Genomic DNA, 15,793 nt, shown 5'->3' on the forward strand with positions numbered 1-15,793 from the left:
TTTTTAAAAAGAGTCCAATTTTAATTTTACTATCAGCTATAGTAGCAAACATGTTAGCTTAAGCCAACTAGCTTCATTACAATTCCGGGTGAGCTAGACCACCCACAAGCAACGGCACCTGGATATGCGATGTATTTTTGTTGGATGATTCGACATCTTGAGAGTAATCCATGGAATGATCGTATCATGGAGGAAGACCACAAGTGGTTATTAGAACCAAACGCGAAAATTTGGCCAGAAAAGGAATAGACGAAGATAAAGGTTTTGATGCAAAAAAAAGTATAAAAAAGTAGGAACTGAATCTTTTAATTTTAGATAATTTTCAGGTGTGATGAATTCCTCTCACTCTTTATTTTTTTATGGCATTAGGAGAGGCTAGCCCCTCGCTCCACTTTACCCCATACCGAAAAACAAAGGGTATAGGTATACTTTCCTGTTTAAAATATTGTTCGTATAGGAAGCGAATAAGCTTCCTATACGAACAACATTACATATTAATAATTTGGAGGGTTTTAAAAAGAAAGAGGTGGTTTTTAAATGTATAATAATTCAATATATTTTCCTTATATAAATTATGATCAATGCTTCGATCGTCAATTCCCTGGTCCTCAGATTCCAGGTATACCTGGAATGCCAGGTTTTCCGGGTGTACCAAGTTTTCCAGGACAGCAAAGTTCACAAGCTCCAACATCTCCTCCCCCATCATTTATTCCTCAACAATCAACTGCTTCACCATTTGCTGTTGATCCAGGAGCAATTTCATTATGTTTATTTCAAAATACTTATATATGGCTTAGTAATGGTGAACAATTTTGGTATTTCCCAATTTTTGTAGGACCAAGGTCTGTTGCTGGTTTTAGATGGAACGGTAGGTTTTGGGTTATTTTTGGAATTGATACGAGAAGGATTATTTCATTTACATGTTTTTAAAAATTATAGAGTAACGATAGAGGTTTAATTATATAAACAAAAGAGGTATTTGAATGAAAAAATTTCAATCATTTGATGGTACAATAACTATGATTAACGATTTTGTCACAGGATTAAACGAAGAAATAGGATGTAATAAATTAATGTCCGTAGATAATGGTTATGGGAATCTAATAAATTTTGTAGTAAAACCAAATACGTATTTTATCGACTATGCAACGGTAGTAGTAGGAGATAAAGTAACTGGGTTTTACGATGCTAACGCTCCTGCTCCTCTCATTTTCCCACCACAATTTCAAGCGATTGTTATGGCAAAATATACACCGCATCAAAGTGTAAAAGTAGACTATTTTAATGAACAGTTGGAGAGTAGTGATGGAAAATTAAAATTAAATATTTCTCCTTCTACTCAAATTTTATTAACAAATGGTCAATTCTTTACAGGTAATCTTGTAAATCGAAATTTAATAGCTATTTATAGTTTTACAACAATGAGTATACCAGCTCAAACTACACCATATAAAATCATTGTTTTGTGTCAAAAGTGATTTCTATTCTAAAGGGTCTCTCGGTTTATCAAACTACAATCCATTGTAGAATCAAAAAATTTAGCCATCTTATTGACCAGGATCATAGGCATGTCAAGAGACGTTTTGCTAAATCTGCAGGATTTCAAAATCTTCGTCATGCTTCACGTACAATAAAAGGTATCGAGACCATTCATGCCCTATATAAACAACGGCGAAGTCTTCAAAGAGACTCCGCCTTTTCAACGTACAATAGACTTCAACAATTACAGATTTTCCGAACGGGAAAGCCCACTACGGTGCGATAGCACCCACTTTAGGGGTGGGATGAGAGTGAGGTCAAATGCGATGTACAAATAAAACACCGAATGTACGTTCTGTGCATTGAGAATTTGAAATGGTATAATTTTCATAATAGACAAGTAAAAATCTCTAAAACAATCTTGTTCTCTGAAAACAGAATACATATGGGGTTGGAGTAACAAATTCTTCTACTCCGTAAAATGTATTGAGTCGTCAAGCACAAGACGCTAAAACACATTTGAGAACTCACAATCTGACTCGTTTGGTAATAGAACGAGTGCCGTATCTGCTATATGCACTGGATACGGAGTGGTGATGGCACACCGCAATCTTACACGTCAGCGATACTAGAAATAGACTTCGCCTTTGGTAGCAAGAATTCCACTGACGTTAGTCAGCTTGTGGCTTTAGCCGTGGGAGTGTCAACATCTGATTCAACAAGATTGTTTCCCCTAAGTTGATGGACATGTATGGTGATCCCACATCCATGAACTTAAGAAAAGCAAATACCTCAAAACAAAAAACACACTCGTTCTGATTAGGAACGAGTGTGTTTAGGTTATCTGAAAGGTACAAACTTCCATGAGCTAGGTTTTTGTGTTTTTCCCCCTAGTACAATCCAACTTTTCTCTGCATTTATATTCTTATAATTTAATGGATAGTCATCTGTAAAAATATTATATTCTGTAGGTTTATCCGGGTTAATTTGAATTTTAAAGTCAGCTAAACTATCAGATTTTTGAGCAAGGTGAATCCAACTAGAATAATTAGACCAATTTAAATATTGAAACTGATCGTAATTTGAGTGCTTCATGCGAAGATATATACTCTCCCCGTGGTGTAGCTTTGCATCATTTTCTTTGTAGAATTCAAATTCTATAGGTGTACCAGATAAAGCATTGTCCTTATTATTTGCAAGTAAAACATAATCGTAACGATTTGCTACATACCATTCAAATGTTAGACCTTGATAAGGAGATTCACTTGGTACGATATAATAGTTTTTCCCTGCTTCTATGACGTTTCCTTCTATATCATAGATTAATGCGGTCTCTATACTTGGAGCTTTCACATTTTCAGTAAAAGTTTTAAACCAAAGATTTAAGAAACCTGCTGTATTGCGCTGAGCTTCTCCTAAGCTTCGCTGCACAGCTGGGGTAACCATTTCTTGCCACAATTGCGCCTTACCACTATTATAATACTTAAATGTTTTATCATTAGTAATATTTTGGATTTCAGGTTTAGCTACTCGGGCTGCATAATCAATCCATTCTTCAGGTGTGGATAGAGAGTCGTTATAATTCCCTCCAATATTGACTGCAAATTGATTTTGAATGGTTGTAACATAATTTTCAAAGTAGCTATGATATTTTATAGCTCTCGTATCAATTGCGGTAAAATTTGCTGCATGCATAGGTTGGGTAGCATCTGTAAAGTAGTGCGTGGCTACTCCTAAGTAATAGAAAGCTTTTTCATAGTCTTTATTTCTTAAATGTTCTCCAGATTCATAAAAGTATTTCTTGCCTTGTGTAAGAGCCGTTGGATTTGTTTCTCCTCTATAATTTTCTTTAGTATCAGGGTCATAAAAATGAGATTTCCATCCGCCTTTAAAAACACCGCCTATTCCTGTTCCGCCATCGTTAAACTCTGCATTATAATCTGCATCATATAATCCTTTAGAAAATAGATCTTTATATTGCGGATAATTTAAAAAGTCCACAGCCTGCTTATTTGCTTCAACATTAGATTCTGTTTTCATAATTTCAATAGCTTGTTTTGCAATCCATAAATGTGTACTTTTATCAGAATGATACGGAGCTTCTGCAGACCATCGAGCGGTAATAGGATCATTGTCAGTTAAATCAATTTGATCGAGATGAGCATAACTACTTTGAGGAGCTACTCCTAAAATAGTTAAAGTCATTCCAGCTATACATAGTGTTGATGTGATTTTTTTCATTTTTTATTCCTTTCTAAATATGAAGATATAAGTATTATAAATACATCAATATCATGAAGATAGAGGAACCTAATATGTAATATTGCATATTAATAAATTTATATGAGTATATATAATGTGAAAATCACTATAACGAACATGCAGGTTTCCTTTTTTATTTGTTATTTTTATCAGTAAAGTAGACCACATATCAGCTTCAGATACTTGTTTTATGATACAAGTAATCAAACAAAAGGAGGGCCATACAACATAATTACACCATTATTAACAGGGCACTCTTTTAAGTACAGGAGATTATTAGCAGGTGGAGAAAATGTTGAAGATGTACAGACAGATAAACATATTCCATATGAAAAAAATGAATTGCAGCAAACTCTAGAAAAGTACGATTCGAAGGAGTTTGGGTTATAAAAAGAAAATAGATAAATTGACAAGAGAAAAGCACTTTGTGTATATCACAGGTGTTTTTTATTTTCATTTTGATATAGGGCTTGAATTAAATTCCCATGTTTTTTTGCAGCCATTCAATAATGAATATGTACATATTCATTATTGAAATTAGTAATAATAAAATGTATTATTGAAAAGCACTATTTATAATTCAAGTAATCAAGGCTATGTATCCATAATAATTTGAACATTCAGAAATTATAATATTAATCATAAAAATGAGGTGAGTTTAATAGAAACAGTACATATTAAATGGTATGGATTGTATAGTTTAAATGATTTTTATAATAGAGAAGAAGCTTTTAAGAAGGGAATATTTGCAATCTCTAGAGTATATGCTAAGAATGAAACATTGATCTATATAGGAAAAACCAAAAGAAGCTTTATACAAAAGATAAGGGAACTTAATAAAGATTGGATTTTTGATGAAAGCGAATTAAAGATTACATTAGGAATAATAGAGTCTCCTAGTGGTGAAAGTTACTCTGAAAAAAAGGTAAAAGAGATAAAATCCCTTTTGATTTTACGACATACCCCAGTAGAAAACAACACATCTTTATTGTACCATAGAGGGCAGTTTAATTTGAAAATTATAAATAAGGGAAGAAGGGGCTTAATTGTTAAAAAGATTTCTACAGGAGATCTAATGTGGACGTAATTGGAATCACCTTTGAATAAAATGGAAGGTTTCTTACGAACAGATGCTTATCAATTTTTAATGTATTAAAATATTTTTGAATAACATATGTCAGATGCTTGAAACAACACAAATTTTATTATGATATGAAATCTTGTATGGGAATTGTAATTCATTTCCATTGTTTAATGGAAATATTAAGAATTATAAGGATAATGCATAAAGATTAGAAGAGAAAATAAACTCGGAGGTTTAAAAAATGGGACAAGGAAGCAGGTTTCAAGAAAAACAACAAAATCGTCGTAAAAAGGTGATTTTTAATATTGCATTTACTTTGGTATTAGTGACAGTTGGTATAGTGACATACCAGTTGTTTTCCCCTTCAGATACATCAAAGAAAGCAATTGCTCAAGAAAAGAAAGCAACAAAGATAGAAGAGAAGAAACATAAAGAGAAAGAAGCAGCGCAGTTAGAAGAGAAGAAACGTGAAGTGAAAGAAGCAGCGCAGTTAGAAGAGAAGGAACGTGAGGAGAGAGAAGCAGCACTGTTAGAAGAGAAGAAACGTGAAGAGAGAGAAGCAGCACTGTTAGAAGAGAAGAAAAATGAAGAGAAAGAAGCAGCACTGTTAGAAGAGAAACAAAAAGCAGAAAAATCGGTATCTCAAGAAAAGGGTTCTCAAACTAATCCTTCTTGGAAGCCAATTGGTACAGAGCAAGGAGCAAAACCTGCAATGAAATTTAAAGAAGGAACAGTAGATTGGAATGAGATGAAAAAAGCAATTTCTTATGCTGTTGATGTTCCAGAGGGTCAATTGATTTTTGATTTTATTGGAAATAATGGTGAAAATAAAGCCTACGGTAATGTACGAGATAAGCAAAGTAATAAAAAATATAAGGTTGATATTGATTGGGTAGAGAATCAGGGCTGGAAACCAGTATCTGTTCAAGTGGTAAAATAAATAAGCAAAATGTAAATGCTATCCTCTCTTGTTGTGAGCGACTAAGCTATTAAGTGATGATATAGAAGTTCATATAGTAGAGATTCCAAAGTTGATGCAGCAATGGCGCGAAGAGAAAGTCAATCCGTGGGAAGATTCGTTTGTTCGTTGGTTATTATTACCTGCGAATGAAGATGAACATCGCACACAAACATTGGAGGATATTGCCATGAACCGAGATCCGATTTTACAAAAAGCAATGAATAAATGGGAACGTATGAGTCAAGATTCTTCTTTCCGTCAAGCATATGAAGCAAGAGAAAAGGCCTTAATGGATGAGGCAGCAAAATTTGCTCATGCAGAACAACAAGGAATTAAAAAGGGAATTGAACAAGGGGTTGAGCAAGGAAAGATGCAACTCATTCGAGGCATGCATAAAAATGGTGTGTCTGTAGAAGACATTGCAAAGCTTACAGGATTACCAGAAATAGAAATACAGCGATTTTTGCAGAGCTAGTTCTTAGAGAAAGCATTTTATCCAATAAAATGCTTTCTCTAACTCTGCCTGAAAAGAAGATGAGATGTCTCAATCTTCTTTTTCTATTTTTAGGGGATACGGAAACATCACTATCAAGCTAATGAAAACGAAATAATCCAAGACCGAAAAAAATGGGAGTATCTCATTTTTTTCGGTTTCTGACAGAAAACTCCCTCCTCAAAAATATAAAGGTGTGAAACACTAATTTTAGGTGGAAGATGAATATCAGTAGGCGTAAGCCTACGTTTTTTTTATACTGTAGATATCGTATAAAAAGGTGAGGTGCACCCTATGTTAGTAAGTAAGGCATATAAATTTCATATCTACCTAAATAAGAAACAAGAAATATTAATTGCTAAAACCATTGGTTGCAATCGCTTTGTATTCAAAACATGAAATTAATTAGCTAAATTCTTCTCTAAATAAAAGACCACTGATTTTTTAAACCGGTGGTCTTAAGTTTACATACTATTCATTTGTATAAGTGTCATATTTTTCTATTGTCTTTAAATGATTTTTGTAATAGAAGCTTCTTATCTTTCTTATTCAAATGTTCCCTTCACTATCGGAACTTTATTTTCTACCATAAACTTGCCTTTTGCAATGACGCTGTGAATGTCCAACGTTTCTTTTTCCAACAATACGATGTCAGCATCTTTCCCGGTTTGGATACAGCCCTTACTTGAAAGTTTCAGCAATTGTGCGGGATTCGTGGTAATGACTTCTAGTGCCGTTTCTAACGGAATACCTTCCACTAAAACAGATTCTCGTACTTCGTGAAATAGCGAAGATACTTTTCCGACTTGAAGGCCTGCATACTCCCCATTGTTGTCAAAGAAGGGGAGGCTGGCCTGTCCATCTGAGGAGAAGGTGATGTGTCCGACTGGGACCCCATCTTCAAGCATTATACGTAATGCCTCACTGCATTTCACTTCCCCGTCCTCCAAAAATTGAGGAGTAGTACTTGTGGTAAAGTCTACGTAACCGCCTCGCTTTGCGTAATCAATACCCGCCCTGAATAATTCTTCGTTTCGGTTTATATGTGTTGGATGGAAGTGCCGAATCGGAATGTTGGTTTTATCTGCAATTTCATGTAACAATGAAAGTTTTCCTTCTCCGTCCCCTACATGAACTTCTATTATGCCAGCTTTTCCTGACAGAAGACCGCCATTGCGTGCGGCAGTGGCGACTTTAACTATTTCCTCAAATGTAGGTTCTGATGATCTATGGTCGGAGATAGCAATCTCTCCAACACCGATAATTTTGTCAATTAAAATAATATCATCTTCGATTTTTCCCGTCAGCGTTTTTACTGGCACTTGATAGGAGCCTGTGTGAATGAAACAAGAAACTCCCTCTTCTTCAAGTGCCCGCGCCTTGGCAAGCAGACTTTCCATTTTACGTGTTGTCCCGTCAGTACCGAGTAAACCGACTAGTGTTGTAATACCTGCAGTTGTAATATCAGTAAGCATCAGCTCAGGTGTGCGGGTTTTGAATCCACCTTCTCCGCCTCCACCAATAATATGAACGTGTGAATCGATAAATCCTGGAACAACCAAAAGATTTGCCGCATCAATGACTAGAATAGGAGCAAAGTTGTTAGGAATTGCGATTCTATCATCTATGAATGCGATTTTATCATCTGCAATTAATATGTCTTTCCGTCCTAGATAGTTGGGTGCGTATACTTCTCCATTTTTTATTAAGGTAATCAATTCTTTTCTCCTCCTGTCAATACTTTTCGTTTTATATCAGAATGGACCATATCCTATGAAGTGAGCTATGATAACAGCTACTAATCCGATGAGATAGTGAATGAACACAAGTGGCAGAATCCACTTTGCCCACTTAGTCCAAGAAATTCCTGCAATCGCCAAGCCTGCCATTAAGGTCGTAGCGGTCGGAAAAATCATATTTCCGATTCCGTCAGCAAAAGAAAACGATAACACTGCAGTTTGGCGTGTAATACCCAATAAGTCTGCAAGTGGCACCATAATCGGCATTGTCAGCATCGCATGACCCGTGCCAGATGCTAGAACAAAATGAATAAGAGCTTGGAAATTGTACATGCCAACAACGCTTAAATAGTCCGGAATATGCTTGATTGATACAGATAATTGATGCAGCATAGGGTCAACGATATGCCCTTCATTTAATACAACAAGAATGGCGCGCGATACACCGATAATCAAGGCACCACCGAGCAAGGATGCAGAGCCGTTTATAAAGGAGTTAACAATCTGATCTGCAGATAGTTTTCCGATGATCCCAATCATTATTGTTAATAAAAGGAATAAAGATGAAATTTCTGTAATGTACCATTCGAATTTGATTACACCAAACGCCAAAACGATATAATTAATTACAAAAGCTCCTAAGATGAACTTATGTCTTCCTGTTAACTTCTCACTTGATTGCAGTAATTTTTCCGCTTCTTCTTTTGTATATTTTCCATAGATGCCAATAGAAGGATTTTTCTTTACCTTCATTGCGTAACGATAGATATAAAGAACAGAAACAAGGTAGATGATAACAAATAAAATAAGGCGAAACACTATTCCTGAGAACATCGGTAATTCTGCGATTCCTTGTGCAAGCCCTACTGTGAAAGGATTCATGATGGCAGTTGTAAACCCTGACAATGCTCCTACTATGACGATAGCAGTACCTGTAATTGCATCAAATCCCAGAGCCAACGCCAGTGGAATGATAAGAGGAAGATAAGCTAGTGTTTCTTCCGCCATCCCCATTAAAGAGCCACCTACAGCGAAAAACAGCGTCACGACAGGAATCAATAGTTTTTCACGCGTCGCCAACTTCCTAGCCATTGTAGCGATAAGCACATCAACCGTACCAGTTGCTCTTAAGACACCAAAAAATCCTCCGATAATCAATAAGAAAAATATAATATTGCCGGCTTCTACCATTCCTGTATGAACAGCTTTTATCATATCGAAAAATCCGACCGGAGCGGATTCTATTGATTTAAAAGAATTTGGGTCTACAGTAGTCCGGTTATTCACTTCAATCCGTGCATATTCTCCGGTCGGTAAAAAATAAGTTAATAGAGTCGCTATTACGAGAATGCCGAATAGCAATACAAAAACATTAATTTTTTTCTCTTTTTTTCCAAGTGAAACAGCCTGTTCTTGTAGTTGGCTCATATGTGTTCCTCCTTTGTATTTAAAATAAATGGATTGAAATAGAACGCTTACAAAAATACCGCTAATAGACCATGTTCTTTTCTCGTATTCTGCTGTTTCCCTCCTTTTCATAACCTCGGACACTTCATTAATTTATACATGCAATATGTGTGCCAATATGGATAGTGTGATTTTTAAGGAGATTTTTATGGCAAGAGTAGAGATTTTGGTTTTTATTGTCCTTTTTTGGCGATATAATAGAACCAATTTAAATATAGGCAGGTGTCTTAATGTTAAAATCCTCACTTACACTTATAGCTGGAAGCTCAAAAACAACGCAAGCCTTACAGGAGCAACTAGAACAATTGCTTGGAGACTATGTTTATATTAAAAGCCATGCTGCGGATGAGGGAATACCGCAGTCTCTTGAAGATACAATTATTTTGTATTCATCAGCTTCTGTTTATGATCAAACAAAAGGTATGTATAGCGTGAATGCTGAGAAAATAATTGTGGGAAAGAGAACAGTTCATCATGAATACATTGATAAACTTTTAAGAATACCTGAAGATTCATCAGTTCTAGTGGTGAATGATAATGATGATGCAACAATAAATCTTATTGAATCCTTATATCAACTTGGTATAAATCATATTCAATTTATCCCTTTTCGGAAGGGGGTATTGTTTTATGATGATGTTCGAATTGCTGTTTCGCCAGGAGAAACACATCTGTGCCCTTCTTACATAAAAGAAGTAATTGATATAGGTGTACGTCTTTTTGATATGACAACAATTCTGGAAGTTGTAGAATGTTGTGGTTTGAGCAAGGATATATCCTCGAAGATTTCAGAAAGGTATATTAGCAATATCATTGAATTACAACGTAAGTTATTACATGCAGAGCGGGATGCTAAGCAGATGAGTGAGCACATCCAAAATGTGTTAGGAACTGTCGATGATGGAATATTAGTCGTTAACCAGGAAGGGCGGATTACGGTATTCAATGAACGTCTTACGGCATTGTTTCATATTGTGGCGCAAGATGTGGTTAATGAGTATGTAGAACATGTGATGAGTCGTCGGGATATTACCGATTTCATCATGAATGGAAAGGATGAAAGCAAGTTCTTCGACATAGATGGCGTGGATGTCGTAATTTTTCGTTTGCAAATGATGCAAGAAAATACAATTGTCGCAACTTTTAAGAGTGTACATCAAGCCTTTGAAATTGAAAAAACAGCGCAAAGAGAAATGCGTAATAAAGGATTTCATACAAAATACGGATTTGAGGATATTATCGGCGAACATATTGTAATGAAAGAGCGTAAGCGAATCGCCAAGAAACTTGCCTTATCGGAACATCCGATTTTAATTCAGGGTGAAACAGGGACAGGAAAAGAACTGTTTGCCCATGCTATTCATGAGCATTCATTGCGAAAAAACGGACCGTTTCTGGCTGTAAATTGTAGCGCATTAACAGAGAGCCTGCTTGAAAGTGAATTGTTTGGTTACGAAGAAGGGACATTTACAGGAGCACAAAAGGGGGGCAAGAAAGGTCTGTTTGAATTAGCGGATAACGGAACTATCTTTTTGGATGAAATCGGGGACATAAGTCTTACTGTTCAATCACATCTGCTGCGCGTTCTGCAGGAGGGAGAAATCCGCAGAATCGGTGGTGTAAGAATTATACCTGTTAATGTTCGAGTGATTACCGCAACAAATAAAGATCTTCAAGGAAAGATAAGGGCCGGTTCATTCAAAGTCGATTTATTTTACCGGCTGAATGTACTTAATCTCTGCATTCCACCACTCATTGAGAGAAGAGCGGATATACCAATTTTGATTAAGCATTTCATCACAAAGAGCGGAAAATGGGTAAAGATAGAACAAGATGTGCTGGAGTATTTCATGCAATATGAATGGCCTGGAAATATACGAGAATTAAAAAGTACAATTGATTATATGCTGACAATTTGTGAGGGAAATGTCGTGACGAAAGGAGATCTTCCGTCCATGCTGGGACAAGAGGGGGGCAACGTGAAATCCGAATATTCCGTATGTGGAAGTATACTGGAAATGAAGGAGCATGTTTTTATCTTGGAAGTAATCAAGCAATGTAACGAAAAAGGAAAGGCGGCAAGCAGAGATCTGCTTTCAAGTAAAAGCAAAGAATCAGACTTTGCTTTATCCCCACAGCAGATCCGTCGCCGCCTGGATATTTTAGAAAGTGAAGGATTTGTCGTAAAAGGAAGAGGGCGAGCCGGTACAAAGATTACTGATGCCGGAATAGAGTATCTGTATTTTCTTAAATCAAAGTATGCTTTGTATTGTTAAAGAAATCATTCCTATATTTTGATTGTGAATGGAAATGATATAATTAGCCATTACAGATTCTGGTGCAAACTTTGCAAGTAATCCCCTAATGTAGATTTCGAATAAAGTTTGATCAAAGTATTGCTGCAAATATTGATTTTATAAAGAGAAGAAACCCACACACTTTGAAAAAATCCGATCAAAATGTGTGGGTTTTAATTTTGGATTCCTTAAGTTTTTATAAAAAAGATTGATCATTTTATGTGGTCTACTTAAATAAACGCAGCTGTTAGTTTAACTATAATTAGTAATTTTTCCTGTTTCTGTTGATAAATATAAAAATACTGCCTAGCACACTTAATGAAAGCACAAAATATAACAATAAATCAGGTAGAAATTCTGAAGGAACAATATCTATCGATTGAAAAATAATAATGGCAATGATACCTAAATATAGGATGTTGTACAACACATTATTTGTTTTATATTGAATTTCTCTCCCTCTTTCGTCTTTTGCTTCATCACTTGATTGAAATTTTATTACATACATCTGACTGATGAATATAAAAACTAAAAATAATGATTTTAACCACAACATATGTCTCACTCCTCCTGATAATCGAACACGTCAGTTATTGACTTTTCAAATATATTTACAATTTTAAAAGCAAGAATTAGAGAAGGATTATATTTATTTTTTTCAAGAGTAGCGATAGTTTGACGACTAACACCCACTCTTTTGGCCAGTTCTTCTTGAGTCCAACCTTTTTCTGCTCGACAAACTACAATTTTATTATGTAACAATAGCAACACCTCTTGAAAAGATTGTAATTTATTTCTTACAATTTGTAAAGTATTTTTGACAAAGTGTTATTTGAAATTAATAATATGCACAAAAAATACCCCTTTATACAAAGGGATAAAGCGGTGCAACTTTTTTATAAACGGTATAACTTTCTTTAAAAGGTACAATATTTTTTCTCCTGAAATTAATTTATCATATATAAACTATAAATCTTTTTTAAGGAGAGAGAAACTATGGGGAGTTCAGTTAGTGATCAAGTACTTTCTCGTTCATCAGGTGAGAGTTATAATGATACGGCTTCTGTTGATGTAAAAGTTGGGGATCATTTAGAAACTTGGAAACGTGTTAAAATACCTTCTTCTGTATTATTACATAATCCTAATAATATTTTTGATGCAACTATTTATAAAAATGATGAAACCAAACAAATTATTGTTGCTTTTCGTGGCTCTTGGGAGCAACCAATTTCTTAAGTTGATGGGTATGCGTCAGTACCCCATAAAGAAAAGACACCCATATAAGAGTGTCTTTTCTGATAGCTTTTTTTAGCAGAAGCAGCTAGCTCCAACTATGATTAATAAAATAAATAATACAACTAATAAAGCAAAGCCGCCACCACAACTACTACAACTACCACCAAATCCCATAATAGTTCCTCCTTTAGATAGGAGGGGAAAACACGGGGTCACTCATGTATTTTAACGGATTCATTTTACCTTATGTTTTTATAGAATAATTGAGCAGGTCCTTTTGAAAATAAAGAAAAGACACTCTTATGAGTGCCTCTCCTTAGCAGCCGAATCCGCTGCAGCTAGCTCCAACTATTATTAATAAGATAAAGAGCACAACTAGTAAGGCGAATCCGCCACCAAAGCCACAGCCTCCGCCACAACTACCACCAAATCCCATATCAATCTCTCCTTTTAGTAAGAGAAAAAAATCGGGGTCACACATGTGTTTTAACGGGTTTACATTAATTTATGCTTTTTAATGATGAATGAGCAGGTCCTTTAAGCAATAAAGAAAAGACACCCTAAGGTGCCATCCTCCGACTTGAACCATCTTAATTTTAATAATATGTATTGGACTCCCATCCGAATATTATTTTACAAGGTTAAGTAATGTTGGTCATTGAGAAATATGGTTCAAATCCATATTTTAAAAAGTTATATAGAAGAGAACAAGCTATTAATTAGGGGTAAAACCACATATCCATCAACTTAAGAAAAGTAAACACCCCAAAAACAAAAAAAATGAGCTGACTTCTCAAAAAAACTAACTGTAGAGAAAGAAAATTTTCATTTAGGGGGTACTTCAAAACCTTAGCTTGATGGGCTTTTTTCTTTTTTCTAAAGATCCAGTGTAAGTTCTTTAAATATTTTCATACCAGATAAACCCTATTGGGTTTTAATTTTTTGGATTACGCTACATGCTTGTGAGGCATAGAAAGGTTATATACGACGCCTAAGATATCAAAGACGGTTTTCTTCTCATACCTATGGGATTTTCGTCTGTTTTTCTGTAAGAGATCAAACAGACGAAACAATATCTTTGTTAATTCTTTGGTGTCTTTTTGTAGAGATTCATAAATAAGTAGAAAATAATCTTTTATGATATAAATCGCTTTATATTCGCTTAATTCTCGTTTTTTCTTGATGAGAATTAATTGGCAGATTTGAGACACAGAAGCTATTTTGAACGTAAGGGATTTGTAAGGAATAGGTAAGGAAAAAGAGATTTTCATTGTGTATGATGAAAATATAAAGAAGCATGAAAGGAGGAACAGATATAACTTATATATGAAAAACAAACCAGTTAATAAGAGCGTTTCATGGAAAAGAAATAATTTCTGAGGTGAACATACATGCAAAAAGAGGGATTTACCGTTTATTAGGACAGAATGGAGCTTGTAAAAATAATCATTATGAAGATGATTACGAATTCAATGTTGACTTTTTGTCATCGGTAGAGATGATAGCTGTGTGGTGAGTATGAAATATCAAGCAACCACCTATACAATATGAATAGAGGAGAGGAATGCCTTATGAAAACACGTAGTCAAATTACATTTGCAAGTCTTGCCCTTTTAATAGCTGGAAGTTCCCTGTTATATACAACGCCAGCCTCAATTGTAAAAGCAGAGCCCACTCAAAATGTATCTAGTTCGTTACAAACAAGCACTCAACGAGATCGTACTTCCGTCAAGCAAGCAATGCGGGATACATTGCAACTTGGATACCCGGGGATACTTGCTAAAACTTCTGAGGGTGGAAAAACGTGGAGTTATGCCGCTGGGATAGCGGATCTGAGAACCAAGAAACCAATGAAAACAGATTTTCGCTTTCGCATTGGCAGTGTGACGAAGACGTTCACAGCAACGGTTGTACTTCAATTAGTCGGAGAGAACCGCTTGAATCTAGACGACTACATCGAAAAATGGTTGCCTGGTGTCATTCAAGGAAACGGATATGATGGTAACCAGATTACTATCCGGCAGATATTGAACCATACAAGTGGTATCGCTGAATACTCAAGGTCAAAAGACGCTGACTTTACGGATACAAAAAAATCGTATACGGCTGAAGAGTTAGTGAAGATGGGGATTTCTCTGCCCCCAGACTTTGCCCCAGGAAAGGGCTGGTCTTATTCAAACACAGGATATGTATTACTAGGTATTCTTATTGAAAAAGTAACCGGAAACAGCTATGCGGAAGAGATTGAAAGTCGGATTATTGAACCGCTTGAATTGTCGAATACATTCCTACCTGGCAATTCAAGCGTTATTCCAGGCACCAAGCATGCCCGTGGATATGTCCAACCAGACGGAGTAAGTGAGCTAAAAGACGTTACTTATTATAACCCAAGTGCAGGTAGCTCAGCTGGAGATATGATTTCTACTGCTGACGACTTAAATAAATTCTTCTCTTACTTGCTCGGGGGTAAATTACTGAAAGAACAGCAACTAAAACAAATGCTTACTACAGTTCCTACAGGAAAAGAAGGAATCGATGGATATGGTCTTGGAATCTATGAAACTAAGCTTCCAAACGATGTCTCGATATGGGGACACACAGGTGGCATACTAGGGTTTACTACTCTTGTTGGAGGTAAACTTGGAGGCAAGCATACGTTGGTCGTCAATTGGAATAGTTTGGGTAGAGCTGACAGTCCTAATCCTTTTAAAAATATTTTACTTGCTGAATTTAGCAAGTAGGCAAAAAAGAAAAACGGATAAATTTTGTCATATT

General features: G+C 35.6%; 15 protein-coding genes and 5 pseudogenes. 12 read left to right on the plus strand and 8 right to left on the minus strand.

What is annotated here, in order from left to right:
- Window positions 1-69 precede the first annotated feature (69 nt).
- The 4 genes and pseudogenes from AC0IXC_RS01105 to AC0IXC_RS01120 form a co-directional block, all read left to right on the plus strand.
- Window positions 70-249, plus strand: a pseudogene (locus AC0IXC_RS01105) (5-deoxy-glucuronate isomerase); the annotation flags it as partial.
- Window positions 250-537: 288 nt separating this feature from the next.
- Window positions 538-930 carry a collagen-like protein gene (locus tag AC0IXC_RS01110; RefSeq protein ID WP_471652471.1) on the plus strand — a complete coding sequence of 131 codons (393 nt, stop codon included), beginning with the start codon at window positions 538-540 and terminating at the stop codon, window positions 928-930.
- A 53-nt stretch (window positions 931-983) separates the two neighbouring features.
- Entirely contained in the window at window positions 984-1,478 is a 495-nt protein-coding gene (locus AC0IXC_RS01115; protein ID WP_088039772.1) for a hypothetical protein, read from the plus strand.
- A 23-nt stretch (window positions 1,479-1,501) separates the two neighbouring features.
- A pseudogene (locus tag AC0IXC_RS01120) lies at window positions 1,502-1,765 on the plus strand (DDE-type integrase/transposase/recombinase); the annotation flags it as partial.
- Window positions 1,766-2,319: 554 nt separating this feature from the next.
- On the opposite strand, the gene AC0IXC_RS01125 reads toward AC0IXC_RS01120, so the two are convergent.
- Window positions 2,320-3,720, minus strand: a complete 1,401-nt coding sequence (locus AC0IXC_RS01125) for a zinc dependent phospholipase C family protein (RefSeq protein ID WP_193664558.1) — start codon at window positions 3,718-3,720, stop codon at window positions 2,320-2,322.
- A gap of 204 nt (window positions 3,721-3,924) precedes the next feature.
- Here AC0IXC_RS01125 and AC0IXC_RS01130 point away from each other — a divergent pair, with 204 nt between their 5' ends.
- From AC0IXC_RS01130 to AC0IXC_RS01150, 5 genes and pseudogenes are all read left to right on the plus strand, one after another.
- Complete coding sequence (locus AC0IXC_RS01130) at window positions 3,925-4,131, plus strand: hypothetical protein (RefSeq protein WP_002031994.1); 207 nt, start codon at window positions 3,925-3,927, stop codon at window positions 4,129-4,131.
- A 262-nt stretch (window positions 4,132-4,393) separates the two neighbouring features.
- Window positions 4,394-4,828 (plus strand): hypothetical protein, encoded by a 435-nt coding sequence (locus tag AC0IXC_RS01135; RefSeq protein ID WP_002035470.1) that lies wholly within the window; start codon window positions 4,394-4,396, stop codon window positions 4,826-4,828.
- A gap of 238 nt (window positions 4,829-5,066) precedes the next feature.
- Window positions 5,067-5,765, plus strand: coding sequence for a YrrS family protein (locus tag AC0IXC_RS01140; protein WP_326996222.1), 699 nt, complete (start codon window positions 5,067-5,069; stop codon window positions 5,763-5,765).
- Between the two features lie 43 nt (window positions 5,766-5,808).
- Window positions 5,809-6,261, plus strand: a pseudogene (locus AC0IXC_RS01145) (Rpn family recombination-promoting nuclease/putative transposase); the annotation flags it as partial.
- Window positions 6,262-6,573: 312 nt separating this feature from the next.
- Window positions 6,574-6,669: pseudogene (locus AC0IXC_RS01150) on the plus strand (helix-turn-helix domain-containing protein); the annotation flags it as partial.
- Between the two features lie 155 nt (window positions 6,670-6,824).
- Here the strand turns inward: AC0IXC_RS01150 and iadA are convergent.
- Together iadA and AC0IXC_RS01160 are read right to left on the minus strand one after the other, a co-directional pair.
- Entirely contained in the window at window positions 6,825-7,997 is a 1,173-nt protein-coding gene (gene iadA, locus AC0IXC_RS01155) for a beta-aspartyl-peptidase (RefSeq protein WP_326996223.1), read from the minus strand.
- A 36-nt stretch (window positions 7,998-8,033) separates the two neighbouring features.
- The gene (locus tag AC0IXC_RS01160) at window positions 8,034-9,446 is read right to left on the minus strand and encodes a YfcC family protein (protein WP_016101020.1); all 1,413 of its coding nucleotides are present in this window, start codon (window positions 9,444-9,446) and stop codon (window positions 8,034-8,036) included.
- Between the two features lie 269 nt (window positions 9,447-9,715).
- On the opposite strand from AC0IXC_RS01160, the gene AC0IXC_RS01165 reads away from it, so the two are divergent.
- Window positions 9,716-11,761, plus strand: a complete 2,046-nt coding sequence (locus AC0IXC_RS01165) for a sigma 54-interacting transcriptional regulator (protein ID WP_215589918.1) — start codon at window positions 9,716-9,718, stop codon at window positions 11,759-11,761.
- A 283-nt stretch (window positions 11,762-12,044) separates the two neighbouring features.
- Here AC0IXC_RS01165 and AC0IXC_RS01170 read toward each other — a convergent pair whose 3' ends face one another.
- Window positions 12,045-12,338: a hypothetical protein gene (locus AC0IXC_RS01170; RefSeq protein ID WP_002084521.1), complete on the minus strand. Its 294-nt coding sequence runs from the start codon at window positions 12,336-12,338 to the stop codon at window positions 12,045-12,047.
- A gap of 5 nt (window positions 12,339-12,343) precedes the next feature.
- Window positions 12,344-12,544 carry a helix-turn-helix transcriptional regulator gene (locus AC0IXC_RS01175; protein WP_002084522.1) on the minus strand — a complete coding sequence of 67 codons (201 nt, stop codon included), beginning with the start codon at window positions 12,542-12,544 and terminating at the stop codon, window positions 12,344-12,346.
- A gap of 234 nt (window positions 12,545-12,778) precedes the next feature.
- Between AC0IXC_RS01175 and AC0IXC_RS01180 the strand changes: the two genes are divergently transcribed.
- Window positions 12,779-13,018, plus strand: coding sequence for a hypothetical protein (locus AC0IXC_RS01180; RefSeq protein ID WP_002035481.1), 240 nt, complete (start codon window positions 12,779-12,781; stop codon window positions 13,016-13,018).
- A 72-nt stretch (window positions 13,019-13,090) separates the two neighbouring features.
- On the opposite strand, the gene AC0IXC_RS01185 is transcribed toward AC0IXC_RS01180, so the two are convergent.
- The 3 genes and pseudogenes from AC0IXC_RS01185 to AC0IXC_RS01195 all read right to left on the minus strand — a co-directional run.
- Window positions 13,091-13,192: a YjcZ family sporulation protein gene (locus tag AC0IXC_RS01185; RefSeq protein ID WP_000505688.1), complete on the minus strand. Its 102-nt coding sequence runs from the start codon at window positions 13,190-13,192 to the stop codon at window positions 13,091-13,093.
- Between the two features lie 142 nt (window positions 13,193-13,334).
- Entirely contained in the window at window positions 13,335-13,454 is a 120-nt protein-coding gene (locus tag AC0IXC_RS01190; protein ID WP_002035483.1) for a YjcZ family sporulation protein, read from the minus strand.
- Window positions 13,455-13,965: 511 nt separating this feature from the next.
- Window positions 13,966-14,223: pseudogene (locus AC0IXC_RS01195) on the minus strand (IS4 family transposase); the annotation flags it as partial.
- Between the two features lie 366 nt (window positions 14,224-14,589).
- Between AC0IXC_RS01195 and AC0IXC_RS01200 the strand changes: the two are divergent.
- Window positions 14,590-15,759, plus strand: coding sequence for a serine hydrolase domain-containing protein (locus AC0IXC_RS01200; protein ID WP_340776400.1), 1,170 nt, complete (start codon window positions 14,590-14,592; stop codon window positions 15,757-15,759).
- Window positions 15,760-15,793 lie beyond the last annotated feature (34 nt).

The sequence above is a fragment of the Bacillus sp. AC266 genome (assembly GCF_979253805.1).